28 protein-coding genes and 1 tRNA gene are annotated in these 25,067 nt (G+C 71.5%); 8 read left to right on the forward strand and 21 right to left on the reverse strand.

The window, feature by feature from the left end:
* Window positions 1-6 precede the first annotated feature (6 nt).
* On the forward strand, window positions 7-798 hold the full coding sequence (locus tag ID554_RS08275; RefSeq protein ID WP_117231059.1) for an SGNH/GDSL hydrolase family protein: 792 nt from the start codon (window positions 7-9) through the stop codon (window positions 796-798).
* A gap of 89 nt (window positions 799-887) precedes the next feature.
* Window positions 888-2,147, forward strand: coding sequence for an acetyl-CoA C-acetyltransferase (locus ID554_RS08280; protein ID WP_117231058.1), 1,260 nt, complete (start codon window positions 888-890; stop codon window positions 2,145-2,147).
* An 11-nt stretch (window positions 2,148-2,158) separates the two neighbouring features.
* On the opposite strand, the gene ID554_RS08285 is transcribed toward ID554_RS08280, so the two are convergent.
* The 4 genes from ID554_RS08285 to ID554_RS08300 form a co-directional block, all read right to left on the reverse strand.
* Window positions 2,159-2,491, reverse strand: coding sequence for a hypothetical protein (locus tag ID554_RS08285; protein ID WP_223884491.1), 333 nt, complete (start codon window positions 2,489-2,491; stop codon window positions 2,159-2,161).
* A 137-nt stretch (window positions 2,492-2,628) separates the two neighbouring features.
* Window positions 2,629-3,465 carry a Bax inhibitor-1/YccA family protein gene (locus tag ID554_RS08290; protein ID WP_117231057.1) on the reverse strand — a complete coding sequence of 279 codons (837 nt, stop codon included), beginning with the start codon at window positions 3,463-3,465 and terminating at the stop codon, window positions 2,629-2,631.
* A gap of 103 nt (window positions 3,466-3,568) precedes the next feature.
* Window positions 3,569-3,649 (reverse strand) — tRNA-Leu (locus tag ID554_RS08295).
* Between the two features lie 112 nt (window positions 3,650-3,761).
* On the reverse strand, window positions 3,762-4,655 hold the full coding sequence (locus ID554_RS08300; RefSeq protein ID WP_191088568.1) for an IS982 family transposase: 894 nt from the start codon (window positions 4,653-4,655) through the stop codon (window positions 3,762-3,764).
* A gap of 78 nt (window positions 4,656-4,733) precedes the next feature.
* On the opposite strand from ID554_RS08300, the gene ID554_RS08305 reads away from it, so the two are divergent.
* On the forward strand, window positions 4,734-4,874 hold the full coding sequence (locus ID554_RS08305) for a hypothetical protein (RefSeq protein WP_158573868.1): 141 nt from the start codon (window positions 4,734-4,736) through the stop codon (window positions 4,872-4,874).
* Between the two features lie 36 nt (window positions 4,875-4,910).
* On the opposite strand, the gene ID554_RS08310 is transcribed toward ID554_RS08305, so the two are convergent.
* From ID554_RS08310 to eno, 13 genes are all read right to left on the reverse strand, one after another.
* Complete coding sequence (locus ID554_RS08310) at window positions 4,911-6,236, reverse strand: NAD(P)/FAD-dependent oxidoreductase (protein ID WP_117231089.1); 1,326 nt, start codon at window positions 6,234-6,236, stop codon at window positions 4,911-4,913.
* A gap of 154 nt (window positions 6,237-6,390) precedes the next feature.
* Window positions 6,391-6,945, reverse strand: a complete 555-nt coding sequence (locus ID554_RS08315; protein WP_117231090.1) for a hypothetical protein — start codon at window positions 6,943-6,945, stop codon at window positions 6,391-6,393.
* Window positions 6,942-8,327, reverse strand: coding sequence for a DUF58 domain-containing protein (locus ID554_RS08320; protein WP_117231091.1), 1,386 nt, complete (start codon window positions 8,325-8,327; stop codon window positions 6,942-6,944). Before ID554_RS08320 ends, ID554_RS08315 begins: the two co-directional genes overlap by 4 nt.
* Window positions 8,328-8,333: 6 nt before the next feature.
* Complete coding sequence (locus tag ID554_RS08325; RefSeq protein ID WP_117231092.1) at window positions 8,334-9,341, reverse strand: AAA family ATPase; 1,008 nt, start codon at window positions 9,339-9,341, stop codon at window positions 8,334-8,336.
* Window positions 9,341-9,931 carry a hypothetical protein gene (locus ID554_RS08330; protein ID WP_117231093.1) on the reverse strand — a complete coding sequence of 197 codons (591 nt, stop codon included), beginning with the start codon at window positions 9,929-9,931 and terminating at the stop codon, window positions 9,341-9,343. The genes ID554_RS08325 and ID554_RS08330 overlap by 1 nt, the downstream gene beginning before the upstream one ends.
* The gene (locus ID554_RS08335; protein WP_117231100.1) at window positions 9,928-10,656 is read right to left on the reverse strand and encodes a DUF4129 domain-containing protein; all 729 of its coding nucleotides are present in this window, start codon (window positions 10,654-10,656) and stop codon (window positions 9,928-9,930) included. The genes ID554_RS08330 and ID554_RS08335 overlap by 4 nt, the downstream gene beginning before the upstream one ends.
* An 84-nt stretch (window positions 10,657-10,740) precedes the next feature.
* Window positions 10,741-11,454, reverse strand: coding sequence for a uracil-DNA glycosylase (locus tag ID554_RS08340; protein ID WP_117231094.1), 714 nt, complete (start codon window positions 11,452-11,454; stop codon window positions 10,741-10,743).
* Between the two features lie 19 nt (window positions 11,455-11,473).
* A complete protein-coding gene (locus tag ID554_RS08345; RefSeq protein ID WP_117231095.1) occupies window positions 11,474-12,160 on the reverse strand; it encodes a dienelactone hydrolase family protein in 687 nt (228 codons plus the stop codon).
* 118 nt (window positions 12,161-12,278) lie between these two features.
* A complete protein-coding gene (locus ID554_RS08350; RefSeq protein ID WP_117231101.1) occupies window positions 12,279-13,220 on the reverse strand; it encodes a Ppx/GppA phosphatase family protein in 942 nt (313 codons plus the stop codon).
* Window positions 13,221-13,273: 53 nt separating this feature from the next.
* Window positions 13,274-13,807, reverse strand: coding sequence for an amino-acid N-acetyltransferase (locus tag ID554_RS08355; protein ID WP_223884492.1), 534 nt, complete (start codon window positions 13,805-13,807; stop codon window positions 13,274-13,276).
* Window positions 13,804-14,361: a DUF501 domain-containing protein gene (locus tag ID554_RS08360; RefSeq protein ID WP_117231096.1), complete on the reverse strand. Its 558-nt coding sequence runs from the start codon at window positions 14,359-14,361 to the stop codon at window positions 13,804-13,806. The genes ID554_RS08355 and ID554_RS08360 overlap by 4 nt, the downstream gene beginning before the upstream one ends.
* A 36-nt stretch (window positions 14,362-14,397) precedes the next feature.
* Window positions 14,398-15,027, reverse strand: coding sequence for an FtsB family cell division protein (locus tag ID554_RS08365; protein ID WP_117231103.1), 630 nt, complete (start codon window positions 15,025-15,027; stop codon window positions 14,398-14,400).
* Window positions 15,028-15,056: 29 nt separating this feature from the next.
* Window positions 15,057-16,340: a phosphopyruvate hydratase gene (gene eno, locus ID554_RS08370; RefSeq protein ID WP_117231097.1), complete on the reverse strand. Its 1,284-nt coding sequence runs from the start codon at window positions 16,338-16,340 to the stop codon at window positions 15,057-15,059.
* Between the two features lie 221 nt (window positions 16,341-16,561).
* On the opposite strand from eno, the gene ID554_RS08375 reads away from it, so the two are divergent.
* Window positions 16,562-17,251, forward strand: coding sequence for a hypothetical protein (locus ID554_RS08375; RefSeq protein ID WP_117231098.1), 690 nt, complete (start codon window positions 16,562-16,564; stop codon window positions 17,249-17,251).
* 3 nt (window positions 17,252-17,254) lie between these two features.
* Here ID554_RS08375 and ID554_RS08380 read toward each other — a convergent pair whose 3' ends face one another.
* Together ID554_RS08380 and ID554_RS08385 are read right to left on the reverse strand one after the other, a co-directional pair.
* The gene (locus ID554_RS08380; RefSeq protein ID WP_117231099.1) at window positions 17,255-18,874 is read right to left on the reverse strand and encodes a DUF885 domain-containing protein; all 1,620 of its coding nucleotides are present in this window, start codon (window positions 18,872-18,874) and stop codon (window positions 17,255-17,257) included.
* Window positions 18,875-19,842: 968 nt separating this feature from the next.
* Window positions 19,843-20,070: a hypothetical protein gene (locus ID554_RS08385; RefSeq protein WP_191088756.1), complete on the reverse strand. Its 228-nt coding sequence runs from the start codon at window positions 20,068-20,070 to the stop codon at window positions 19,843-19,845.
* A 312-nt stretch (window positions 20,071-20,382) separates the two neighbouring features.
* Here ID554_RS08385 and ID554_RS08390 point away from each other — a divergent pair, with 312 nt between their 5' ends.
* From ID554_RS08390 to ID554_RS08405, 4 genes are all read left to right on the forward strand, one after another.
* Window positions 20,383-20,814: a hypothetical protein gene (locus tag ID554_RS08390; RefSeq protein WP_191088757.1), complete on the forward strand. Its 432-nt coding sequence runs from the start codon at window positions 20,383-20,385 to the stop codon at window positions 20,812-20,814.
* A 5-nt stretch (window positions 20,815-20,819) separates the two neighbouring features.
* The gene (locus ID554_RS08395) at window positions 20,820-21,836 is read left to right on the forward strand and encodes an IS3 family transposase (protein ID WP_113974893.1); all 1,017 of its coding nucleotides are present in this window, start codon (window positions 20,820-20,822) and stop codon (window positions 21,834-21,836) included.
* 370 nt (window positions 21,837-22,206) lie between these two features.
* Complete coding sequence (locus ID554_RS08400) at window positions 22,207-22,974, forward strand: helix-turn-helix domain-containing protein (protein ID WP_117230387.1); 768 nt, start codon at window positions 22,207-22,209, stop codon at window positions 22,972-22,974.
* Window positions 22,971-23,165 carry a DUF397 domain-containing protein gene (locus ID554_RS08405; protein WP_117230424.1) on the forward strand — a complete coding sequence of 65 codons (195 nt, stop codon included), beginning with the start codon at window positions 22,971-22,973 and terminating at the stop codon, window positions 23,163-23,165. Before ID554_RS08400 ends, ID554_RS08405 begins: the two co-directional genes overlap by 4 nt.
* Before the next feature lie 169 nt (window positions 23,166-23,334).
* Here ID554_RS08405 and ID554_RS08410 read toward each other — a convergent pair whose 3' ends face one another.
* Together ID554_RS08410 and ID554_RS08415 are read right to left on the reverse strand one after the other, a co-directional pair.
* The gene (locus ID554_RS08410) at window positions 23,335-24,315 is read right to left on the reverse strand and encodes a nucleoside triphosphate pyrophosphohydrolase (RefSeq protein WP_117230388.1); all 981 of its coding nucleotides are present in this window, start codon (window positions 24,313-24,315) and stop codon (window positions 23,335-23,337) included.
* A 2-nt stretch (window positions 24,316-24,317) separates the two neighbouring features.
* Window positions 24,318-25,058, reverse strand: a complete 741-nt coding sequence (locus tag ID554_RS08415) for a hypothetical protein (RefSeq protein WP_117230389.1) — start codon at window positions 25,056-25,058, stop codon at window positions 24,318-24,320.
* Window positions 25,059-25,067: the final 9 nt, after the last annotated feature.

Genomic DNA, 25,067 nt, shown 5'->3' on the forward strand with positions numbered 1-25,067 from the left:
GACACGATGACCGGGCTGTCCCCCGGCGCCCGGGTCGCCCGCACCGCCGCCGTCTCCCTGCTCGCCAGCACGCTCGGTGGTGCCGCCGTCCTGGCCGGACAGGCCGTGGCGGCACGCAACCGCCGCTACGCCCAGCCGGAGCTGGGGCTCGCGTTGCGGGCCACGGTCGGCCGCAGCGACGCACCGGTGCTGCGTCTGGTGCTGCTCGGAGACTCCTCGGCGCTCGGCGTCGGGGTCGACCGGCTGGGCGACACCATCGGCGGGCAACTGGCCGAACTGCTGGCCGAGGGGCCGACCGGGCGGCAGGTGCACCTGTCCAGCGTCGGCGTCTCCGGGTCGCGCTCGACCGACCTGGCCACGCAGGTGGCGCGGGCGCTGCTCGGCGAGCGGCCGGACGTCGCGGTCATCCTGGTCGGCGCGAACGACGTGACCAGCATGCGCCGCCCGGCCGACGCCGCCGCCTACCTCGGGGCGGCCGTGCACCGGCTGCGCCAGGCGGGCGTCGAGGTCGTCGTCGGAACCTGTCCGGACCTGGGCGCGGTACGCGCGATCGCCCCTCCGCTGCGTCAGGTCGTCGGTCTGGTGGGGCGCTGGGTCGCGCGGGCGCAGACCGGTGCGGTCCTGGACGCCGGCGGCACGGTGGTCGACCTGGCCACCGAGACCGGTCCGGTGTTCCGGGCCGACGCGGGGACGTTCTGCAATGACGGCTACCACCCCTCCGCCGACGGCTACCGGCTCTGGGCGCACGCCCTGCTTCCGGCCCTGGTCGCCGCCGCGAGGGTCACGCCTCGCCGCTGACCTGGATCGATCGGATCTGCCCGGCGGGGTGACATTTTCCGACGATGGAAAACTTTCGCTGCAAGTTACCAGCGAGTTAGCGTGGGCCCATGCCGATTGAGTCGTCCCGCGACGCCGTCATCGTCGCCACCGCCCGCTCCCCCATCGGCCGGGCCCACAAGGGTTCCCTCCGCGATGTCCGGCCGGACGACCTCGCCGCCACCATCGTGCAGGCCGCCCTGGACAAGATCCCCCAGCTCGACCCGCGCGAGATCGACGACCTCTACCTGGGATGCGGCCTGCCCGGCGGCGAACAGGGTTTCAACATGGCCCGGGTGGTCGCCGTACTGATGGGCCTCGACGGCCTGCCCGGCGCCACGACCACCCGCTACTGCGCCTCCTCCCTGCAGACCACCCGGATGGCGATGCACGCGATCCGCGCCGGTGAGGGCGACGTCTTCGTCTCCGCCGGGGTCGAGACCGTCTCCCGCTACGCCCGGGGCAACTCCGACGTCCTCCCCCCGGAGGCGCAGGCCCTGCTGGGACGCTGGGAGAACCCCCGGTTCACCGAGGCGCGCCAACGCTCCAAGGGCCGCACGGAGGCGGGCGCCCCGGTCTGGACCGACCCCCGCGAGCAGGGCACGCTGCCCGACGTCTATCTGGCCATGGGGCAGACCGCCGAGAACCTGGCCCAGGTGCACGACGTCAGCCGCGCCGACATGGACGCCTTCGGCGTGCGCAGCCAGAACCTGGCGGAGAAGGCGATCGCCGACGGCTTCTGGGCCCGCGAGATCACCCCGGTCACCACGCCGGACGGCACCGTGGTCGGCGCCGATGACGGCCCGCGTGCCGGAGTGACGCTGGAGGCCGTATCCGCACTCAAGCCGGTGTTCCGGCCGGACGGGCGGATCACCGCCGGCAACTGCTGCCCGCTCAACGACGGCGCCGCCGCCGTGGTCGTGATGAGTGCCCAGCGGGCCGAGGAACTGGGAATCACCCCGCTGGCCCGGATCATCTCGACCGGTGTCACCGCGCTCTCGCCGGAGATCATGGGGCTCGGCCCGGTCGAGGCCAGCCGGCAGGCCCTGGCGCGGGCCGGCATGACCATCGACGACGTCGACCTGGTGGAGATCAACGAGGCGTTCGCGGCCCAGGTGATCCCGTCGTACCGGCAGCTCGGCATTTCCGAGGAGAAGCTGAACGTGGCGGGCGGCGCGATCGCCGTCGGTCACCCCTTCGGGATGACCGGCGCCCGGATCACCGGCACGCTGCTGAACGCGTTGCAGTGGCACGACAAGACCATCGGCCTGGAGACCATGTGCGTCGGCGGTGGGCAGGGCATGGCGATGGTCCTCGAACGCCTGAACTGACGCGGGACCTGCTAGAGCGCGGTGCGGGTCGCGGCCACCTCGGTGGCGGCCCGCGCCAGCGCCCCGCCGGTCGGGGCGACGGCCAGCAGATCGGCGGCGACCACCCGGAGCTGGTCGGGCAGAACGAGGTCGTTGCCGAGCCGGGGCACGGTACGCCGGGGTTGCCCCTCCGCGTCGGCGGCCAGGTTGGCGATCTCCTGGACCAGCCGGTGCACCAGGTCGGCCCGGGACACGTTGCCACGGGAGGCAGTGGCCGACCACCGGGGCTGCTGCCAGTGCGCCACCTGCCGCACCAGCAGTTCCACCCCCTGCCCCACCTCGTCCCGCCCCTGCGAATCGCCCATCCCCGCACTGTACGCACCGCGCCGGAGCAAGCGATCATGCCCGCCGACGGCGGAGTTCCGGGCAACGCGGGGTGGCCACGAACGACGGCGCCCGCCCCGGGCGGGGCGGGCGCCGGTCGGTCGCTGGGCGGCGATGATCAGTCGTCGCCTTGGAAGTAGCTCAGCAGGCGCAGCATCTCGATGTAGAGCCAGATCAGGCTGACCAGGATGCCGAAGGCGGCGACCCAGGAGTAGCGCTGCGGCAGGCCCATCCGGACGCCGTCCTCGACCTCCTTGAAGCTGAGGATGAAGCTCAGCGAGGCGACCACGATGCAGACGATGCTGAACCCGATGGCCAGCGGGCTGCCGTCACGCAGACCGGTGTTCACACCGAACATCGCCAGCACCAGGTTGATCAGCATGACGGCGAAGAGACCCGCCATCACGGCGACCATGCCCTTGACGAACTTCGGCGTCGCCCGGATGACCTTCGCCCGGTAGAGCATGGTCATCACGAAGAAGACACCGAAGGTGGCAGTCACCGCCTGGATCACGATGCCGTCGTACAGCGACTCGAAGAACTTGCTCACCGCGCCGACGAGCACACCCTGGACCAGCGCGTACGCGACGACCAGAGCCGGGTTCGCCATCTTGGAGAACGAGATGATCATGCCGAGGACGAGGCCCACGACGGCGGCACCGATCCAGGCGACGCCGAGCAGCGCGTCCGGCACCAGCACCCATGCGGCCGCACCGGACACACCGACGATGGCCAGGAGCATGACCGTCTTGACCACCACGTCGTCGATCGACATGGTGGTGGCCGCCGGCGGCGCGGACGGGAAGCCCGGCGCACCGGGGTAACCGGCCTGCGGCGGGTACTGCTGCTGGGGGTATCCGGGCTGGCCGTACGGCCCGGGCGGGGCGTACCCGGCGGCACGCTCCCGCTCGGCCGCCTGACCGAGCCGGGCGAGCACCGGGTTCGAAGTCTTCACTCTCTGGCCTCCCTAAGGGGGTCGTGGCACGTCAACGCGCGCTACAAGAGTAAACGTCCGGAGCAGCACGGTGTCGATCGGAATGCTGAGGGAACCCTGAGAGTGCCCGGGGCGGGGGTCGAACCCGCACGCCTTGCGGCAGCCGCTTTTAAGGCGGCCGTGTCTGCCGTTCCACCACCCGGGCGGGTGACCCCGACGCGCCGACACGCGTGGTGCAGTGCCACGGTAGCGGGTTCCCGCCCGCTGCGGCGTCCCGTGCCGAGCACCCGCACTAGACGAGTTGTTCCGAATTGCGGTCAGTGGTCGTAGGCGATCAGTGACCGGGTGACGGGTGCGCCGGTCTTGTTGTTGTGCCAGATCGCCGCGGTCATGGCGAGGAGGCGTTGGGCGACCCGGACGGCCACACCGTCGAAGGTTCGTCCGCCGTGTTGTTCCAGGTCAAGCTGGCCTTTGAGGGTGTCGTTGACCGACTCGATCAACTGGCGGACCTTCTTGAGCATCGGCTCGCCGTAGCGGGCCTTCTCCTTCTTGCGGGACGGGCGCAGCAGTTCGATGCCCTGCTCGGCCAACTGCCGCTCGAATGGCTTGGAGGCGAATCCCTTGTCGCTGATCAGCAGGATCCTGTCGTGCTCTGCCACCACGCCGGCCTCGACGTCCAGCATCGCGGCGAGGACCTCTCGCTCGCCGATCTTCGGGTTCGCGAGGGCCCACAGGATCGGCATCCCGGTCGGGGTGCAGACCAGGTAGAGCCGGAGTCCCCAGAAGAAGCGGGAATGGGAGGCGCAGTAGCCGTATCCGGCCCAGCCGGCGAGGTCTGAGCGCTGGGCGGTGGGGCGGGACATGCCGCACGGGATGGGGGTGGAGTCGACGATCCAGTGGTGGTCGAACCAGAAGTCACTGTCGCGGGCCAGGTCCCGGATGACCTTTTTGATCAGCGGCAGGGCAGCGCGGAGCCGTTTGTTGTAGCCCGGCCGCTGCGGCAGGTAGGGAAACCAGGGGCGCAGGTGGATACGGGCGTAGCGGATCCAGTGCGCCTCAGAGCGGGCACCGAGCAGGACCTGCGCCACCGCGAGGCATACCAGTTCGGAGTCGGTCAGTAGCGGCGGCCGTCCCCGCCACCGGGGGGTGCGGATGCTGTCGTCGATCTTCACGTACAGTGCGGTCAAGAGGGTATCCAGGTCTTGCGTCACACCATGATCTTGGATGCCCTCTCTTCATGCCCAGACATCGACCCCTGACTTCGGAACTACTCGTCTAGGGTCGAGGCCGTGAGCAGCGTCGCACCCACCGCACGCGAAAACGGCGTGTCCGAGAGGGCGATCCGCACCATCGGCGTCGCCGACGGCATGTTCAGCCCGCACTACTTCTCGGCCGGGCTGAGCACCGGGCCGGCGGAGTACAACGCCTGAGCCCGCGCGGCCGGTGGGCCGCGCGGGCTCGGACCACTACGCCTTGGAGCCCGGGTAGGACGCCTCGGCGAACTCCTCGCGCGGGTCGTGCAACTGACCGAGGGCGACCACCTCACGCTTGAGGAAGAACGCCAGCGTCCAGTCGACAACCACCCGGACCTTGCGGTTGAACGAGGGAATACGGCTCATGTGGTACGTCCGGTGCATGAACCAGGCCGGCCAGCCGGTCATCTTGACGCCGTAGACCTGGGCCACGCCCTTGTACAGGCCGAGGCTGGCCACGCTGCCGGCGTGCTTGTGCTTGTAGTCGACCGGCTGCCCGCCACGGACCACCGCGACGATGTTGTCGGCCATCCGCTGGGCCTGGCGTACCGCGTGCTGGGCGCTCGGCGAGCAGAAGTTGCCCGGCGGCTTGGTCAGGTCCGGCACGGCGGCGCAGTCCCCGGCGCTCCAGGCGCCCTCGACCACCCGGTCACCGTCGACCACCTGGAGGGTGGGCCGGCAGGTGACCCGACGCCGCTCGTCGCGGGGGAAGTCGGTGGCGTCCAGCATCGGCGCCGGCTTCACGCCCGCCGTCCAGACGATGGTGTCGGAGCTGAAGCTGTCCCCGTCGGAGAGCGTGACCACCCCGTCGACGCAGGACTCCAGGCGAGTGTCCAGCCGGATGTCCATGTCCCGCTTCAGCAGCTGCTGCACGGTGTAGGCACCCATGTCCCGGTCGACCTCGGGCAGCACCCGTTGGGTGGCCTCGACCAGCACCCACCGCATGTCCGACACCTTCAGCTCCGGGTAGTACTTCAGGGCGTGCCGCGCCATGTCCTCCATCTCGGCGAGCGCCTCGATGCCGGCGTACCCGCCACCGACGAAGACGAAGGTGAGAGCGCGGCGGCGTACCTCCGGGTCGGTCGTCGCGGCCGCCACGTCCAACTGCTCCAACACGTGGTTGCGCAGATAGATGGCCTCGCCGATGGTCTTGAAGCCGATGCCGTGCTCGTGCAGGCCGGGAATCGGCAGGGTCCGGGAGACCGAACCCGGGGCGACCACGACGTGGTCGTACGCGATCTCACGCGGCGGGCCGATGATCGGCTGCACGGTGGCGGTCTTGCGGTCGTGCTCGATGCGGGTCACCGCACCGGACACCACCGTGCACCGCCGTAACTCGCGGCGCAGCGGCACCACGGAGTGCCGCGGAGAGATGTTCCCTCCCGACGCCTCGGGAAGGAACGGCTGGTAGGTCATGTGCGGCTGCGGGTCGACGACGATGACCTCGGCCTCACGGGAGCTGAGCTTCTTCGACAGGCGCAGGGCCGCGTACAGCCCGACGTGCCCGGCACCCACCACAAGGATCCGCTTCGGATTCACGCTTACATCCTTCCCCCGGCAGGGGCGGTCATCCCGCTCGCGGCACCCTTCTGTGACCGAGCACAACCTCAGTGTGACCCGCGCTACCGCAGGGACGAACCCGAACGGATCACCGGGCCACCGCAGCCCACGGCAGTCCCGCCGAGACCGCCGTTCACCTGCGTCTCAGCAGCCAGGCCAGCATCGCGGTCAACCCGACGACCACCAGCAGACCGGCGATCGTGACCGGCAACCGTCCGGTGCCGTCGCTGCCGACCCGGGCCAACTCGACCAGCAGCACCCCGAGGACCGATGTGGCGAGCACCACTGCGCCCGCGCGTGTGAGCCAACCCACGACCAGGTCCGGGTCCACCGCCGCGTCGTACGGCAGCAGCGCCGCCAGGGCGGCCAGCGTGTGCGCGAGATAGAGCAGCGCCGCCACGCCCAGCAGCCGCCACAACGCGATCGGTCGCTCGTGCAGGTCGGTGGCGAGCACCCACCCGGCGACCGTGACCAGCGCGGCGAAACTCGGCCAGAACCGGTGCGGCGACACCGCGGGCGCCACCGCGACCACGGCCAGCGCACCGAGCGTCTGTCCCTGGAGCATCTGGACGGGATACGACAGGAGTAACCCGGCGAACGTGGCGAGGAAGACCCCGAGACGCACCAGGATCGGGGCCAGGGTGATCCGACCGGCCGCCGTGCGTACCGCCTTGAGCCGCCCGATCACCGGCCACCCACCCGGGGCGCGGTGGCCAGCCGGGCCACATCCCGCAACACCTGGTCGAGGCTGCCCGCACCGGCCCAGGGCACCACCGGCACCCCGTGTTCGCGGAGCTGGGCGATCATCGTGTCCCGGTCCAGCCGCCACAGCCGGTACGCCACCTCGGACCAGCCCCGGTCCTTGGGCGGGTTCAGGTCGGCGGGCAGGGTGTCCACCGCGACCACGAACCGTCCCGACCGGGCCAGCCGGGCCAGCATCTGCGCCGACCGCTCCTCCAGCAGCGGCGTGAGCACCACCACCAGGGCGTCGGCGGAGAGCACCTGCGGCCCGAACACCTGGTCGTAGGGCTCGTGCGGGGAGGACTGCGCCTTCACGTCCAACAGCCACTCCAGCACCGTCAGGTACTGGCGTCGTCCGGTGGCCGGGCGCAGGCGTCGGGCGCTCGGGCCGTACTCCAGCAGCGCCACGCGGTCGCCCCGATGCAGGTAGTGCTCGGCGATGGCGGCGGCGGCCCGGACCGTGGTGTCCAGCACCGAGGCGGTGCCGGCGATCCCGCCGGAGCGGCCCGCCTCGGCGAGCACGTCGAGCAGCACCACCACCTCGGCGTCCCGGTCGGAGAGCGTGGACGCCACGTGCAGTTGCCGGGCCCGCAGGGACACCCGCCAGTCGATGCGGCGCAGCCGGTCGCCGGGGGCGAAGATCCGGACACCCGCCAGCTCACCGCCCTCACCGGGCCGGCGCGAATGGTGCGCGCCGACCAGGCCGGCGGCCCGGGGCATCGCCTCGACCGCCTCGAACGGCTCGGTCTTCGGGTACACCTTGGACCTGATCGACTCGGCGAACACGGCACGGGAGGTCAGCAGGCCCTGCGCGGCGGCGACCCGGGCACCTGCCGGGCCGATCCGGTGCCGCCCCCAGCGCAGCGCGGTGCCGGAGAGTTCCAGGTCGACCGCAGTGCCCGGGGCGACCGAGGTGACGAAGGGACGATCGGTCGGGGCGGGACGCCGGCCGGCGGGCGAGCCGCCACCGGCCACGGCGCCACCGGCGAGAGCCGCCCGGGTCACGCGCAGCCAGGGCGAGATCCGGGTACGCAGCACCGCCACGTCGTACGGCACGCTGCCCGGGTTGCCGACACTGACCGTGCCGCTCACCTCACCACCCTCCACCAGGTGCGCCTCGTCAGCACTGATCCACACCTGCGGCAGATCGGTAGGACGACGACGTAGCGCGTACGCGGTGCCGAGCGCGAACGGTACGGCCAGCACGACCAGGTCGACCCGGCCCAACAGCACCGCGGCGGCCAGCAGCAGGCCGGTGAGCAGCACCGCCCGGCCAAGCGCCGCGGTGGGCGTCCAGCTGGGCGGGGCCGGTCGGTCCGGAGCGGTCACGACGGGTCAGTGTCCCGGTCCACCGGCGGCGTGACTGGGCAGCGCCCCACTGGCGGGTGCGGGGGTGCCGTCGAGGACCTCGCCGACAACGAAGGACGGGTCGACCCGGCGCAGCCACATCTCCGGCCGCAGCGTGATCCGGTGCGCCAGCGCCGGTGCCGCGACGTCCTTGACGTCCTCCGGCACCACGTAGTCCCGGCCGGAGAGCACGGCCCGTACCCGGGCCAGCAGCAGCAGCGCCAGCGAACCTCGCGGCGAGGCACCGACCAGCACCGACGGGTGTTCGCGGGTGGCCGCGGTCAACGACACGATGTACCGGCCGACCGAGTCCTCCACCACCACGTCCTCCAACGCCGCCTGCATGGCGCGCAGGGTGGCGGCGTCCACCACCGGCTTGATCTCGGCCTCCTCGCGGCGGCGGGCCATCCGCCGGCGCAGCACCTCCCACTCCTCCTCGTGCTCCGGGTAGCCGAACGACACCCGCAGCAGGAAGCGGTCCAGCTGCGCCTCCGGCAGCGGGTAGGTGCCCTCGTACTCGATCGGGTTGGCGGTGGCGAGCACGTGGAAGGGCTCGTCCAGGCGGTAGGTGACTCCCTCCACCGAGACCTGCTTCTCCTGCATCGCCTCCAGCAGGGCGGACTGCGTCTTCGGCGGCGTCCGGTTGATCTCGTCGGCCAGCAGCAGATTGGTGAAGACCGGACCGGCCCGGAAGGTGAAGTCGCCGCTGCGCTGGTCGTAGAGGAACGAGCCGGTGACGTCGGCGGGCAGCAGGTCCGGGGTGAACTGGAGACGGCGGAAGTCCAGCCCGAGCGCCTGGGCGAAGGACCGCGCGGTGAGCGTCTTGCCCAGGCCGGGCAGGTCCTCCAGCAGCACGTGCCCACCGGCGAGGATGCCGGCGAGGACCAGTTCCAGCGAATCCCGCTTGCCGACCACGACCTGGCCCACCGCGTCCAGCACCGCCCGGGCGAGGCGGCCGACCTCGGTGGGGGGCATCGTCTGGCCGACGTCGTTCATCAGATCTTCTCCAGTTCGGCGACGATCGCCGCGAGATCGCGCGGCGAGGGGGTACGGCGGGGCGGGGTGTCCAGGAACGTCGACAGTCGCTCGCCCAGCAGGGCCCGGGCCCGGCCGGGATCCGACTCGCGGGTCACGCCGTGCTTGAGCCGCAGCCGCTCGTCGGCCAGCTCGGCGATGCGGGGCAGGATCAGATGGGAGAAGCGTTCGGGCTGGGTCTTGGACCACTCCAGGGGAAGTTCCCAACCGTTGATCGCGGTACGCAGCGCGTCCCGGGCGTCCCAGTTGTACATCCCGTCCTCCTCCCCGTCCTGCTGCGGTCGCGCCACGGCCGGTCCCGAGCGCGGCGGCGGGGCGAGGGTGGCGACGATGCGGCGTACCGCGAGCACGGTGACCACTCCGGCGACCAGCACCACCAGGGAGACCCGCAACCCGACTGCCCGCAGGCCGGCGACCAGGACGACGGTCGCGGCGGCGGTGACGGCGAGGAAGGCCACCACACTCCGCAGCCACCCGCCCCGGAGTGGTTCGTGCTGGACCGGTCGTTCCTCCTCGAAGCTGAGCAGGTCGTCGATGCTGGTTCTGCTCACGCCACCACCTGGTCCCGTTCGACCGTGGCCGCGAGTTCGCCGCGCAACCGGCGCAGGGCGGCGCGGGCCTGGTCGCGGGTGCGTTCGTCGACCGGCCGGGTGGCGTAGCGGGCCTCGCGGTAGACGTGCGCCAGCTCGGCCAGCACGTCGGCGCTGACGATCGCGGGCACGCCGTTGGCGGCGTCACCGCGCAGCAGCCGGGTGACCAGGTCGGTGGGGGTGTCGCCGGCCAGTCGGGGCACCCCGACACCGGCGGCGGCCTCTTCGAGGCGGACCCAGCAGGCGATCACCGCGGCCCTCGGGTCGGTGTCCCGGTCGTCCAGGTCGACCAGGCCGGCGTCGACGGCGGCGACCACCTCGCGGGCGGTGCCGGCGGCGCTGCGCCGGGCCGGGCGCGCGGGCAGTGTCCGGGTGACCCGGCGGGCCATGCCACGGATCACCGTCCAGGCGAGGTAGCCGATGACTCCGAGCAGGACGATCCCGAGCAGCGCCAGCGCCACCGTGCCGAGCCAGGACGGGACCTCGGTCCGGGTCTGCTCGGCGGCCTCACGGGGCTCGGCCGGGATCGACGGACGCGGATCGTCGGTCGGGTACTCCAGGACGAACGGGGCGTCCTCCACGGCCGGCGGGATCCGGCTCGCGCCGATCGACGAGTGCGCGGCGGCCAGCGTGACGAGGGCGAGCAGGCCGATCACCGCGGTGACGGGCCACCACTTGCGCAGCAGGTCCACTCCGACCTACCTTCGCTCCACCAGGGCGTACGGCGGACTCGTCTGCGTCACGTCCGCCATCTCCACCACCCCGCAGCGTCAGTCCAACCCGGCCAGTCGTTTCGCCCGGACGAACACGTCGTCCAGCATTCCTGGTGTCAGCCGTCCGGTGAAGGTGTTCTGCTGGCTGACGTGGTAGCAGCCGAGCAGTTCCGGTACGGCCGTGCCGGACCAGTGTGCCCCATGGCCGAACGAGGGTCGCGGGCCGGGCGGACGGACGCCGTACACGTCGCGCGCCACCGGCCACCACGCGGCCCAGGCGAAGGCGCCCAGCGCCACCACCACCCGCAGCGTCGGCCGCAACAGGTCGACCTCCCGGTGCAGCCAGGGCGCGCAGGAGTCCCGCTCGGCCGGACTCGGCTTGTTGTCCGGCGGGGCGCACCGCACGGCCGCGAAGATCCGCGTGTGCCGCAGCGCCAGCCCGTCGTCGGCGGCCACGCTGGTCGGCTGGTTGGCCAGACCGGCGCGGTGCAGCGCGGCGAAGAGCACGTCACCGGAGCGGTCACCGGTGAAGACCCGGCCGGTGCGGTTGCCGCCGTGCGCGGCCGGGGCCAGACCGAGCACGGCGATCCGGGCCTCGGGGTCACCGAAGCCGGGCACCGGCCGACCCCAGTACTCCTGGTCGCGGAAGGCGGCGCGCCTGGTCCGCGCCACCTCCTCCCGCCAGGCGACCAGCCGGGGGCAGGCGAAGCAGTCGACGACGGCCGTGTCGAGGTCGACCAGGTCGGCCGCCCGCGTGGCGCGGGCGGCCACGCCCGCCGGGGTACGCGACTCAGCCAAGCTTGGCCCGGAACAGTTCGAGCGTGCGGGCCCAGGCGCTGGTGGCGGCACGCAGGTCGAACTTCTCCGGCCGGTCCTCGTTGAAGAAGGCGTGCGCGGTGCCCGGGTAGTCGTGCAACTGGCAGGTGCCACCGGCGTTCTCGATGGCCCGGCGTACCGCCTGGACGCCGGGGTCGGTGGAGGTGCCGTCCGCCTCGGAACAGTGCACGAGCGCGTCCTTGCCGGCGTAGTCGCTCCACTCGGGACGCATGCCCTCCCAGGGCAGCCGGGGGTAGAACGCGGCGGCGGCGACGATCCGTTCGGAGTGGCTGGCCGCCCAGAGCGCCAGGCTCGCCCCGGCGCAGAAGCCCGCACAGCCGACCTTGCCGGCCACCTCGGTACGCCCGGCGAGGTATTCGGCGGCCACCGCGATCTCCCGGGCCGCCTCGTCCATCTGTGGCCCGTTCAGCAGCTGCCGGGGCTCGCTCGGCTTGCCCGCCGGCTCGCCGTGCCGGAAGTCCGGTGCCAGCGCGACGAAGCCCGCCTCGGCGAAGCGGTCCACCACCGACCGGATCTGTGGCACCAGGCCCCACCAGTCGTGGATGACGATGACCGCGGGGCTGGCCGTCCCGGTGGCGGGCACCGCGAGGTACCCCTCGACCGCACCCCCGTCGCCACGGTAAGTAACCATTTCGCCCATCGGCCCATCCTCCTAGCGGTCAGTCATCGTTGGCTGGTCGCACGTGTCGGTAGCCTGCCACGCGGTGACCATCGCGAGGAAGATGCGGGAGCAGTGGTGTTCACCTCCCGTTCGCGACTCAGGCCACAGGTTGTGCCAGGCTCCAGGCGATGCCGTCGAGGATGTCGTGCTCGGAGGCCACGACCGAGTCCATGCCCGCCCGTTCCATGATCACCCGAAGGACGAGCGCGCCCGCGCCGATCACGTCGGCCCGGCCCGGGTGCATCACCGGGATCGCCAACCGCTGCTCCCGGTCCGCCGCCAGCAGCTCGGCGGTCACCTCCGCCACCCGGTCGTACGACACCCGGGCGTGATGGATGCGGGTCGGGTCGTACCCGGTGAGGCCCTCGGCGATCGCGACCACGGTGGTGACCGACCCGGCGAGCCCGACCAGCGTGGCCGCCTCGCGTCCCGGCACCACTGCCAGCGCGCGGTCGACCGCCACCGCGATGTCGGCCTGCGCGGCGTCGATCTCGTCCACCCCGGGCGGGTCCCCGTGCAGGTGCCGCTCGGTCATCCGGACGCAGCCGATGTCCATCGAGATCGCCGCGTCGACGCCGCTGTCGCGGCTGCCGACCACGAACTCGGTGGAGCCGCCCCCGATGTCGACCACCAGGTACGGCGACCGCGCGTCGGACGGCAGCCCGCGCACCGCGCCGGTGAAGGAGAGCCTGGCCTCCTCGTCCCCGCTGACCACCTCGGGTGCGACGCCGAGCGTCTGCTGCACCATGGTCCGGAAGTCGGCGGCGTTCTCCGCGTCCCGGGTGGCCGAGGTGGCGCACATCCGGACCCGCTCGGCGCCCAGCTTCTCGATCTCCGCGGCGTAGTCGGCGAGCGCGACCCGGGTCCGCTCGATCGCCTCGGGGGCGAGCCGGCCGGTGGCGTCGACGCCCTGGCCCAGCCGGACGATCTCCATCCGCCGGGACGCGTCGACGAGCGGTGCGGACGGCCCGGCCGACGGGTCGGGCAGGTCGGCGACCAGCAACCGGATCGAGTTGGTGCCACAGTCGATGGCGGCCACACGCGTCGTCACGACGGTCACCCTACAGTGGCGCGGCGACCGGGGTCCCGGCGTCAGAGCCGCAGCAGCATCCGGGTGTTGCCCAGCGTGTTCGGCTTGACCCGCTCCAGGTCGAGGAACTCGGCGACCCCCTCGTCGTACGAGCGCAGCAACTGCTCGTACACCGGGTGTGGCACCGGGGCGCCATCGATCTCGGTGAAGCCGAACGAGCCGAAGAACCGGGTCTCGAAGGTGAGTACGAAGATCCGGGCGATGCCCAGGTCCCGTGCCGCCTCGATCAGCTCGGCCACGATCCGGTGCCCGATCCGCCGACCCCGGCAGGTCGGGTCGACCGCCACCGTCCGGATCTCGGCCAGGTCCTCCCACATCACGTGCAGCGCGCCGCAACCCACCACCACGCCGTCGGTGCCCCGGCTGGCGACCCGGAACTCCTGCACATGCTCGTAGAGCGTGACGGTGGCCTTGCTGAGCAGCCGGCGGTCGTCGGTGTAGGTGTCGATCAACCGGCGGATCGCCCGTACGTCGGTCGTGCGGGCGGGCCGGACCAGGATGTCGTCGGCCCCGTCCGGAGTGGGCTCGTCGCTCACTCGGTGTCCGGCACGTCGACGCACCGGCCCGCCGCCCACCAGGGCTCGACCAGGTCCAGGGTCTCGTCACCGAACGGGTTCACGCCGGGCCCGGCGCCGAGTGCGTGACCGAGGTGGACGTGCAGGCACTTCACCCGGCCGGGCATCCCGCCGGCCGAGATGCCGGCGATCTCGGGGACCTCGGCGATCGACTCCCGCCGGGCGAGGTAGTCCTCGTGCGCGGCCCGGTAGCGGTCGGCCAGCTCCGGGTCGGTGGCCAACCGGTCGGCCATCTCCCGCATCAACCCGGCCGACTCCAACCGGCTGCACGCCGCGGTGGCCCGGGGGCAGGTGAGGTAGTACAGCGTCGGGAAGGGGGTGCCGTCGGCCAGCCGGGGCGTCGTCTCCACCACGTCGGGCAGGCCGCACGGGCAGCGGTGGGCCACCGCCCGGGTCCCGCGCGACGGGCGTCCGAGCTGCGCGGCCACCGCGGCCAGGTCGGCCTCCGTGGCCGGCTCCCGCTTCGGTGGGGGTACGGAGGCCGCCGCCGGCTCCTGCGGTGGTACGACAGTCACGGTGCCATCTCTCGTTCGGGCGGGGGTGATCGGTGCTCAGTCGACGGTCGGGGTCGCATCGGCGGCGCGCACGCTCGACCAGAGGGTGTCGTACCACGGGTCTACGGAGGTCGGCGTCGCCGGGTCGGTGCCGCCCGCGTCCCGGGCGGCGCCGGCCGGGTCGTCGAGCACGAGCACGAGCTTCTCGCCGGGCCGGCCCATGAAGAACCGCCGTCGGGCCTCGGACTCTATGAACGCGTCGTCCTGCCACTTCTCGGCCTTCTCGGTCAGCTCGGCGATCAGCTTGCGCTGGGCGTCCTGCGAGGCTTCCATCCGCTCGATGTCGGCCTGCTGGTCGAGGTAGACCCGGACCGGGTACGTGTAGGCGAGGGCGAGCGCGATCAACACCGCGACCAGCACGGTGGCCCGGCCGGTGAGTCCTCGGGATCGGGGTGCGGAGAGCCGGGTGACGCCGCCTGCGGCGGTACGCCGGGCCGCGGCGGGCCGCTTGGCGGAGCGTACGCCCTCCGCGCCGCGGGCGGCCGACGGCGCCCGGCCGGCGGTGGTACGCGACTCGGCGCGGACACCTCCGCCGTCCCGGACCGCGCCCCGGCCGACGCCGGGCCGACCGGTGCGCCCCGGCCGGCGGGCCGGACGTTGACCACCCGGCGTGCGGCGCTGCTGCATCACACCCCTCCCCCGAGGTTCACCACCCGTCAGACGGAACGGTAACGCGGGAAGGCGCCCGCACCGGCGTACCGCGCCGCGTCGGCCAGCTCCTCCTCGATGCGCAGGAGCTGGTTGTACTTGGCCACCCGGTCGGAGCGGGCCGGGGCACCGGTCTTGATCTGGCCGCAGCCGGTGGCCACCGCGAGGTCGGCGATGGTGGTGTCCTCGGTCTCGCCGGAACGGTGGCTCATCATGCACGTGAAGCCGGCCCGGTGGGCCAGGTCGACCGCGTCCAGGGTCTCGGTCAGCGAACCGATCTGGTTGACCTTCACCAGCACCGCGTTCGCCGCCCGCTCGGTGATGCCCCGGGCGATGCGCTGCGGGTTGGTGACGAACAGGTCGTCGCCGACGATCTGGACCCGGTCACCGATCGCGGCGGTCAGCGTCTGCCAGCCGGTCCAGTCGTCCTCGGCCAGCGGGTCCTCGATCGACACGATCGGGTACGCGTCGGCGAGCTTGGTGTAGTACTCGCTCATCTCCTCGGCGCTCTTGGCGACGCCCTCGAACGTGTAGCGCCCGTCGGCGAAGAACTCGGTGGCGGCCACGTCCAGGGCGAAGACGATGTCGGTGCCGAGCGTGTAGCCGGCCTTCTCCACCGCCTCGGCGATGAGGTCGAGAGCGGCGGCGTTGGTGGGCAGGTTCGGGGCGAAGCCGCCCTCGTCGCCGAGCCCGGTCGACAGGTCCTTCTTCTTCAGCACGGACTTGAGCGCGTGGTAGACCTCGGCGCCGGAGCGCAGCGCCTCCCGGAAGCTCGGCGCGCCGATCGGCGCGATCATGAACTCCTGGATGTCCACGTTGCTGTCGGCGTGCGCCCCACCGTTGAGGATGTTCATCATCGGCACCGGGAGCAGGTGGGCGTTCGGCCCGCCCAGGTAGCGGAAGAGGCTCAGCCCGGCACTGCCGGCCGCCGCCTTGGCCACCGCCAGCGAGACGCCGAGGATGGCGTTGGCACCCAGCTCGCCCTTGTTGTCGGTGCCGTCGATGTCCAGCATCTTCTGGTCGATCACCCGCTGCTCGCTGGCCTCGTACCCGATGAGCTGGTCGACGATGCGGTCCTCGATGTTGGCGACCGCCTTCTCCACTCCCTTGCCCAGGTAGCGGCCCTTGTCACCGTCGCGCAGCTCGATCGCCTCGAAGGCGCCGGTCGAGGCGCCGGAGGGCACCGCCGCCCGGGAGATCGTGCCGTCGTCCAGTCCGACCTCGACCTCGACCGTCGGGTTGCCCCGCGAGTCCAGGATCTCCCGAGCCTCGATTACCTCGATGGTTGCCACTGAGTCGCTCCTCGTTCGTGTCGTCTCGTGCGGTATGGGCCGCGACGGTGCGGCTGAGGCAGGTGTTGAACGCAGCGTATCGGTCCCCGTTCCTCCGCACCGCGACCGGGCGGGCCACGACCCGCTCTGTGACCGCCGACGGGTCGGACATTCCCGAATTCTCGTGCGTCAACCGGCAACGAGTTTGCACGAGCGGGACCTGATCGATCAGGCTTGGCGCCATGCCCGCCGCCTCGACCACCCTCCGTACGCTCGCCGTGTCGGTCATTGCGTTGCTCACCGTCACCGGCTGTCAGGCTCTGGACGACGCCGGACGGGCCATGGGACGGGCCGACGTGGTCAACGATCTCGCCGCCCGGATCGATCGGGCGCTGGAGTTGACCTACTCGGCGCAGTACCAACTCTCCGGCGGGCGTACCGCGTCGATCAACCAGTCCCAGGACCCGGCCCGGTCCGCGTACGAGTGGCCGGAGGGCAAGTTGACGGTCACCGCCGAGGCGACCACCCGCTGCGAGGCCGACGAGGGTCGGACGGTCTGCACGCTCGAAGCCCCTCCCGCCCCCAACAGCAAGCCACCGGTGGTCGTCTTCGCCGCCGCCGAACGCGAGGGCCTGGTCACGCCCCCGCTGGTGATGGGCCTGCTGACCAGTGCCGCACTGGACCCCGGCGCGGTCATCACCCAGCGCGAGAACACCATCGCCGGGCACCACGCCACCTGCGTCGACGTACGGCAGACCGCCGAGAGCTTCAACGCCTGCGTGACCGCCGAGGGCGTGCTCGGCAGCTTCACCGGCCAGGTCGACGGCGTGCCGGTGGAGTTGGCGCTGAGCCGCTACCAGGAGCAGGTCGACGGCGCGGCGTTCGAGCTGCCGCCGGGCGCGGGTGTGGTGGACCACCGGCCCGCCATCTGAGGCTCAGATCCCGAGCAGGGTACGCAGATGGCGCGGGGGCGGGCAGTTGTGCGCCAGCATCTCGTCGTGCCAGTCCCGTAGCGCCACCTCGGACGGGCGGGCCCGGGCGATGTCGGCCACCTCCGCGTACCCGACGAAGTACGTGGAGAGTTGCGCCGAGGTGAGCAGCGAGCGGCGCCACTTACCGGCCGCCTCGCCCTCCTCCTGGAAGCCCCGCCCGGTCAGCAGCGCCATCGCCTCCGCCTCGGGCACCTCCTCGGCGTGGACCAGGTGGTCCAGCAGCGCGTTGAGGGTCATCCGCAACTGCATCTTGAGCTGCTGCAACCGCACCGATAGCCCGCCGAACCCGTGGCCGGCCATCAGTTCCTCGGCGTAGACCGCCCAACCCTCGACGAACGGGCCGGACCGCGTCAACGCACGGACCCGGGTTTCGCCCCGGTGGCGGCGGGCGTGGGCGAGCTGGAGGAAGTGACCGGGCATCGCCTCGTGCACGGTCAGGTTCCTGATCATGTGGTCGTTGTACTCGCGGTAGAACGATTCCACTCGATGCTCCGGCCAATCCGCCGGGGTCGGCGCGATGCAGTAGAACGTGGGCAGATCGGCGGACTCCAACGCGCCCGGCGCATCGCAGTAGGCCACCGCGACGCCGCGCGCGAACTGCGGCATCACCTGGATCACGCAGGGGTCGTCCGGCACGGTCACCAGGTCGTGCGCGCGGACGAAATCGCTCGCCTCGTCCATCGTGATCGAGGCCAGGTCGACGATGGTGTGGTCGTCCGGATGCTCGGCGGCGAGCAGGTCGAGCGCGCGGCGTACCGTCTCGTCGTCGGCCGGACCGCCGACCAACTCGACCGCTGCCGCGCGGATCTCCTCGCCGACCCGGTCCAGGTTGGCCCAGGCCCGCCGTTGGATCTCGGCGGCACCCAGTTCGGTGTCGAGGGTGTGCCACAGGCGGGCCTCCCAGCGAAGCCGTCCCAACCGTGGGTCCCGACCCGGCCCGTCGTCGGCGGCCAGCCCGGTGCGCAGCCAGGCGACGAACTCCTCCAGCGCGGCGATCGCCCCGGTGGCCGCCGGCTCGATCCGATCGGCGAGCGCGGGTGCCTGCGCGAGCAACGCCGGCACCTCGTCCCGGACCAACGCGGCGGTGCCGGTGAACTGCCCGACCGCCGTCTCGGCGTGGATCCGGGGCATGTCGCGCAGCGTCGCCCGTGCGGTGGCCAACGCGTCCGGTACGGCGGCGAGCCGACCGGCGAGCGCGGTCAGCCGCTCCTCGACCGGCGCGTACGGCCGGGCGACGAGGGCGTGCAACAGCGGACCGGGACTGTGCGCGAGCGGATCCCACTCGTGCGCCCGGATCTCGGTCAGCTCGAACAACTCCCGGTCGACCGCCGCCGCCAGCAGTGCGTGGTCCACCTGCTCCTCGACGTCGCCCGGGTCCGGGTCGATCTCGCACAGCACGCTGGCCGCGTCCACAAGCATCGCCCGGTCGGCCGCCACCGCGTCGGCGGAGAGATCCGGCAACCGGTCGTCGTACCGGTGGTCTCCGACCGAGGTGGCCACCCCCGGCCGACTGACCAGCAACGCCTCGACGATCCGCTCCGCCACCACCCCGAACGTCTCCACCCCCCGACCCTAACCACCCCACCGATCCCCCGCCCCCCACGCCGTTGAGCCCCGCCCACCGCAAGCGGGCCACCCACCCCGGTGATCAAGGAGTTTGCGTCGCGCCGACCGGTCTCCTCGACGCAAACCTCTTGATCACCGAGCCACGCCACCGCCCGGCGGTCGGGGGTATGTCGCCGGTAGCGCGGCGGGCCCGCCCCGGGTCGCGCACCACGGAAGAGATGGGCGACCCGGGGCGGGCGAAAGGTAGGAGTTACATGGATGGGTCGACCGGAACCGGGGCAGGTGCCCCGGCTACCCATCGCCTGGTGCGGTGGGCAGGCCGATCCTGGAGGAACGCCTACGCGCGCTCCGCATGTGCTGCACTGACTGCCGGGAGGCATGTACGGACTCCTTCAGGGAAGCGGTAGTCCGGGTGCGGGTCCACCTCCGGCTCGCGACCACTACCAGCCGCGACAGTGACGTGGAGGTAGACCGTTGTGCCGTCGGCGCATCTGATCCTCAGCGCCGAGGGCGACAGCCACACCCCGGGAAGGTCGCACGTGTCCCACTCCGCGAACGCGGAGGGTCGTGCGAAGTCGAGTAGCCGGGTAGTGAAGGCGAGCATCCGGATTGCCCGCTGAGCGGGGGGCGGCATCTCCGCCGGCAGGGGCACCGACTTCGGTGCCGGGCGCGGCGATGACGTCGCGGCCAGCAGAGCTGACGAGCCGGATCGGTGGGTGACCCGTACTCCGGGGGGGAGACTGTTCACCAGCGGTCTTGTCCCGCCCGTACCGCTCCACCGCCTCGTGGTCCGGGTGATCACTGGCGCGATACAGGGTCGCCAGGACGTCCAGAACTTCGGTCACCTGCATTCCGTCTCCGATCTCCACTGCTCAAGCCGGGCCAAGTCTAGGCGCGCTCGGCGGCGGCGCCCTTGCCCTGCACACGTTCAACGACATCACCCTGCCCCTGGATGAGTGGCCAGCTCAGCGGCGGGGCTCTCGCTTAGACCGCACCAGCGCGGACAGACCGGATCTGCCGGGCCAGCAGGAGTTTGTGATTCCACGGGGTGCCTCCTCGTCTTGGTCGATCGGATGGTTGATCCATCGCATAAACCGATCGTTGAGCGCGGCGAGATCGGGAGTGAAGCCGAGCGCGACGATGTCGGCCACGGCATCCCGCATCGAAAGCGCGAGGTAGAAGACAATCGCCAACGTGTGGCCCGCGTACTCGTGGAGAAGAGCCAACTTCGCCGGGCTGCACGGCCAGTGTGCCCCGCAGGCGCGGCACCGCCAGAGTGGCCGACTGGGAACGTGCTCGCGGCTCACGATGCACGCCCCAGGCCGCGCAGGGTCTGACCGAGGGTCCTCAGATCCCCGGCCTGGTCCCAGATGATCTGCGTCGAATCGTCCCCTGGCCGCGGCGGGAGCCGAGCGGCCAGGCCGCCCTCCCTGTCACGCTGATGTGAGACAGCCCGTCTACCAGGGGATACTCTTCCTGGACGGCCCTGAGGAGAGCACATCAGCATGACGTCGAGGCCCCATGAGAGTCTGGATCCGGACGCCCGGCCCCAGCGGCGGACATTCACCGCGGAGTTCAAGGCGAGGATTCTGGACGAGTACGAGTCGGTGCCGGATGCGGCGGCTCGCGGGGCGATTCTGCGCCGGGAACGGCTGTACGGTTCACACCTTCTCGACTGGCGCAAGGCGCGGGATGCCGGAGCCGCGGCCGGCCTGACGGACCGGCGGCAATCGGCTGCGCGGGCGGCGAAGAAGGCCGAGAACGCTGAACTTTCCCGTCTTCAGCGGGAGAACGCCCGCCTGCAGGCCGAGTTGAACAAGACCCAGACCGCGTTGTCGATCATGGGAAAAGCTCACGCGCTCTTGGAACTGCTCTCCGAGAGCGCGGATGCCGTGGCGATGCCGAACTCGTCCTCGCCGAGGCGCAGGCGGCGCTGACGCCGTTGTGGGGCATCGCGCCCGCGTGCCGGCTGACCGGCCTGTCCAGGGCGACGCTGTATCGCCGTAGTGCCCCGCCGCTGGTCTCCCGGCCGAGAGCACCGCGTAAGCCGCCGCCGTCCGCGCTGACCGAGCCTGAACGCCGGCAGGTCCTGGACCTGCTCAACAGCCCGCCATACGTGGATCTGGCCCCGGCGCAGGTGTGGGCCCGCGAACTCGACGAGGGCCGCTGGTGGTGCTCGGAGTCCACGATGTACCGGATCCTGCGGGCCGCCGGGCAGACCGGCGAACGCCGCAGCCAGGCCACCCATCCGGCCCGGACCAAACCCGAACTGGTCGCCGACGCCGCGAATCAGGTGTGGTCGTGGGACATCACGAAGCTGCGCGGCCCGGTCAAGGGCGTCTGGTTCCACCTTTACACGGTGATCGACATCTGGTCCCGCTACGTCGTCGGGCACATGGTCGCCGCCCACGAGGACGGCCAACTCGCCGAAGCGCTGATCGCCGACGCCGCCGCCCGCGAACGCGTGAACCCCGATCAGCTGACCGTGCACGCCGACCGCGGCGCCGCGATGACCAGCAAGACCGTCACCCAGCTGCTGACCGATCTCAAAATCGGCCGCAGCCACAGCCGGCCCAAGACCTCCAACGACAACCCGTACATCGAGGCCAGCTTCAAGACACTCAAGTACGACCCCACGTTCCCAGAGCGGTTCGGATCGATCCAGCACGCCCGACAGCACTGCGAAGCGTTCTACAGCTACTACAACCACGAACACCGGCACTCCGGGATCGGCCTGCACACCCCGGCATCGGTCCACCACGGCACCGCCGGACAGATCCGTGAACAGCGGCAACGCACCCTCGACGCCGCCTGGGCCGCACATCCCGAACGGTTCGGACGCCGCCGTCCCCAACCACCCCGGCTACCGGACCGGGCATGGATCAACAAACCCGACAACAGCCACCCGGAACAGGCCGTGACCTCGGCCGGAGCCCCTCTTCCACCAGCACAAAGCTAAACAAAATCAAGAAATTGTCTCAGTTGACTTGACAGGTTCCGCCGGGTGCACGACTCGGCGTCAGGACCGGGCCGGGGACCGCGCTGTCGGGCCGCTGCCGCACACGCGTCGGTGTGCACCTGTCACAGACGCAGGCGCGCCCGCGTCTGCGCCGATGACGACCCGACATGATGCCCCCTCGATCACTTGAGGAGGGGCACCCCCGACCGTGCCGACGACCGGGGGCACCCCCTCGACGAACGCGACCGCCGGTTCGGGTGTGCCCACCGGTCGCGCCGCCCTGAAGACACACTGCCAACCAGTAACGGGACCAGTACACGACGTTCATCTATTCTCAGAGGACGTTCGGGACGTCGATGTTGGAGGCGGGATGAACCATGCACTTCGGGCAGCCATGGCCGAGGCTGGCGTTACGGCCGAACAATTGGCAGCCCAGACTGGTGTGGATCCCAAGACCGCATCGCGCTGGATCTCCCCAGGACGTGTACCGCAACCACGTCGGCGCAGCACGATCGCATCGATGCTTGGCCGGGACGTTGGGGACCTATGGCCTGACGTCCTGAAGCGCAGCGAGCCACAATGGCTACGCGATTGGGTCGACTGGGAGCGGGAGGCAGTTGCCATCCGCTGGTTCGAACACTGCTGGGTGCCGGGCCTGCTCCAGACCGAGGCGTATGCGCGGGCCACGCTGGCGGATGAGGCGCTCACGCCGAGCGAGGTCGATAACCTCGTTGCGTCGCGCATGAACCGGCAGGCGATCCTGCGCCGGGAACGCCCGCCCCTGCTGGTCGCAGTCATCCACGAGCATGTGCTCTACCAGTCGGCGTACGGTGACCGCAGTCTGATGCGCGAGCAATGCGAGCATCTCGCCGCCTGTGCTGAACTGCCGCACGTCAAAGTGCTCATTGTTCCCCGTGACCTCGGCATGTATCCCGGTCTGGGCGGTGGATTCATCATCGTCGAGTTGCCGGATGGCGAGCATGTCGCACATGTCGATAGCCAGGGACCAGCGCAGATAGTTAAGGACGCTGCGTCGGTTGCTACCCTCAGTGGGAGGTGGGAACGCATCAGTAGCGAAGCCCTATCCCGTCCCCAATCACTGGACCTGATCAGGAAAGCGGCAGGATCATGGACATGACCGGCGCGCGGTGGCGCAAGAGCACGAAGAGTGGCAACAACGGCGGATCGTGCGTCGAGGTGGCCGACAACCTGCCCGGTGTCGTTCTGGTCCGCGACACCAAGGACCGCGACGGCGGCACCCTCCACTTCAGCCCGCACAACTGGCACGGGTTCGTCAACCTGGCCAAGCAGATCGGCCCCCTGGGCTGACCCGTACGCAGAAGCCCCCAGCGCGATGCTGGGGGCTTCTTCATGCGCCCCCGCCTCCCTTGGGCAACAGCGTGGCAGCGTAGCTGTTCGACACGCCGGGCCTGGAGCAGTTGCACTGCCACGATCCCGGCAGTGCCGACCACCGTCGTTAGTCGACTGGGTCGGTGCGTCAGCTCGGGCGGGAGGTGGATTCGGCCTCGCGGATGGCCTCGGCGTGGGCGAGGGTGGCGCGGCGCAGGGCGGTCTCCGGGTCCAGGCCGGCGTCGCGGGCCTCGGACACGGCGGTCAGCAGGGCGGTGCCCAGGACCGCCTCGGCGTCCGGCTGGGCCTGCGGCGACGGGAGCGGCACACCGAGCCCGGCCCGGGTGGCGCGTTCCAGGATCTTGGCGGCCAGGGCCAGCGCGGGCTGGCTCACCGCGATGCCGTCGAGCACCGAGTCCCGGGACTTCTCGGCCTGCTTGATCCGCTCCCAGCTCGCGGTGATCTCCTCCAGGCTGCCCGCCTGGGCGTCCGCGAAGACGTGCGGGTTACGCCGGACCATCTTGTCGACCAGCCCACCGGCCACGTCGTCCACGGTCCACCGCTCGCCCTCGGGCAGTTCCTCGGCCAGCCGGGCGTGCAGCACCACCTGGAGCAGAACGTCACCCAGTTCCTCGCGCAACGCGTCGGTGTCCCCTGCGGCGATCGCGTCGTACGCCTCGTAGCACTCCTCCAGCAGGAACCCGGCCAGACTCCGGTGGGTCTGCGCCCGCTTCCACGGATCGCCGCCCGGCGAGAGCAGTCGGTCCAGCACCGCCACCGCGTCGAGCAGCCGGGCCCCGGGCGGATCCCAGGAGCCGTACATCAGCTCCAGCTCCGCCTGCCCCGGTTCGCGGGCCAGCCGCAGCCCCAACTCCCGGGCCAGCGACTCGTCGCCGGCCGGGCCGGCCAACCACACCACGGTCTTGTGCGCCGCCGCCGCGTCCAGCAGCGCGGGCACCGCCGGGCCGTCGGGCACCCGCACCTCGGCGCCTGCCACACGCAGCGCCGTGACCAACTCGCTCTCCGCCCCGGCGAGCACCGGCGCGGCGCGTACGACGTCCCAGGCGGTCGCCGTCAGCAGACCGGCCGGCAACCGGGGTGAGGTCACCAGCAGGACGATCCGGGGCACGGTCAGCCGTCGGCCGGGCCGGTCTGTGCCGGCCTCGGGGTGGACACTTCGGTGACCGCGTCGGAGCCCCGCTCACCCAGCGGCACACCCACCGCGACCGCCTGACCGGCGAAGCTGAGCACCGGGAACTCCAGCGGACGGTAGCGCGGGTTGACCGTCACGTCGTACGTCTCGACCGCCTCGGCCAGGGCGTTCCGGGTGGCCAGGGCGGACCGGAGCTGTTCGCCGTCGAGCTGCGGGGCGGCCTGCTCGACGGTCACGTCGGCGGGTACGGCACCGGCCCGCTTGCCCGCCGCCACGAGATCGGCCAGCTCCTGCTCGGTCGGCACCACGGGTGAGCCGACCGGGATGCCGGACAGGCAGGTGTACATCTCGGCGACCTGGCGCGCGTACGTCGCCTCCGGGCTGATGCCGAGCTGCTGGGCCACCTGCGCCGCCTCGGCCTGCCCCTGGGGGCGGTAGCCCTCGGCGGCGGAGACCCGCTCGCAGACCTGACCGAGCACCAGGGTGCTCACCACCTCGCTGCGTCCGGGCAGTCGAACCTGCTGGCCGGGCACCGGCTCGGTCGCCTCGGTCGGCGCCGGGTTCTTGGCCCGGGCGTCGTCGATGACCTCGGTGACGGCGTCCTCGGTGATCCGGTGGTCACCGACGTACGCGGCGACACCGGGCTCGGAACGGCAACCGGAGAGGGCGACGAGGCCGACCGCCACGCTGGCGACGGCGACAAGACGGCGAGCACGCATGCCCGTCAC

The organism is Micromonospora craniellae (assembly GCF_014764405.1).
Classification (GTDB): domain Bacteria; phylum Actinomycetota; class Actinomycetes; order Mycobacteriales; family Micromonosporaceae; genus Micromonospora; species Micromonospora craniellae.

Bases quoted from the DNA above. Each gene is read 5' to 3' on its own strand.
- ID554_RS08405 (WP_117230424.1), top strand. From the start codon at position 22,971: ATGACCGGCGCGCGGTGGCGCAAGAGCACGAAGAGTGGCAACAACGGC.
- ID554_RS08375 (WP_117231098.1), top strand. From the start codon at position 16,562: ATGCCCGCCGCCTCGACCACCCTCCGTACGCTCGCCGTGTCGGTCATT.
- ID554_RS08390 (WP_191088757.1), top strand. From the start codon at position 20,383: ATGACGTCGAGGCCCCATGAGAGTCTGGATCCGGACGCCCGGCCCCAG.
- ID554_RS08415 (WP_117230389.1), bottom strand. From the start codon at position 25,058: ATGCGTGCTCGCCGTCTTGTCGCCGTCGCCAGCGTGGCGGTCGGCCTC.
- ID554_RS08365 (WP_117231103.1), bottom strand. From the start codon at position 15,027: ATGCAGCAGCGCCGCACGCCGGGTGGTCAACGTCCGGCCCGCCGGCCG.
- ID554_RS08400 (WP_117230387.1), top strand. From the start codon at position 22,207: ATGAACCATGCACTTCGGGCAGCCATGGCCGAGGCTGGCGTTACGGCC.
- ID554_RS08275 (WP_117231059.1), top strand. From the start codon at position 7: ATGACCGGGCTGTCCCCCGGCGCCCGGGTCGCCCGCACCGCCGCCGTC.
- ID554_RS08345 (WP_117231095.1), bottom strand. From the start codon at position 12,160: ATGGGCGAAATGGTTACTTACCGTGGCGACGGGGGTGCGGTCGAGGGG.
- ID554_RS08280 (WP_117231058.1), top strand. From the start codon at position 888: ATGCCGATTGAGTCGTCCCGCGACGCCGTCATCGTCGCCACCGCCCGC.
- ID554_RS08325 (WP_117231092.1), bottom strand. From the start codon at position 9,341: ATGAACGACGTCGGCCAGACGATGCCCCCCACCGAGGTCGGCCGCCTC.
- ID554_RS08285 (WP_223884491.1), bottom strand. From the start codon at position 2,491: ATGGGCGATTCGCAGGGGCGGGACGAGGTGGGGCAGGGGGTGGAACTG.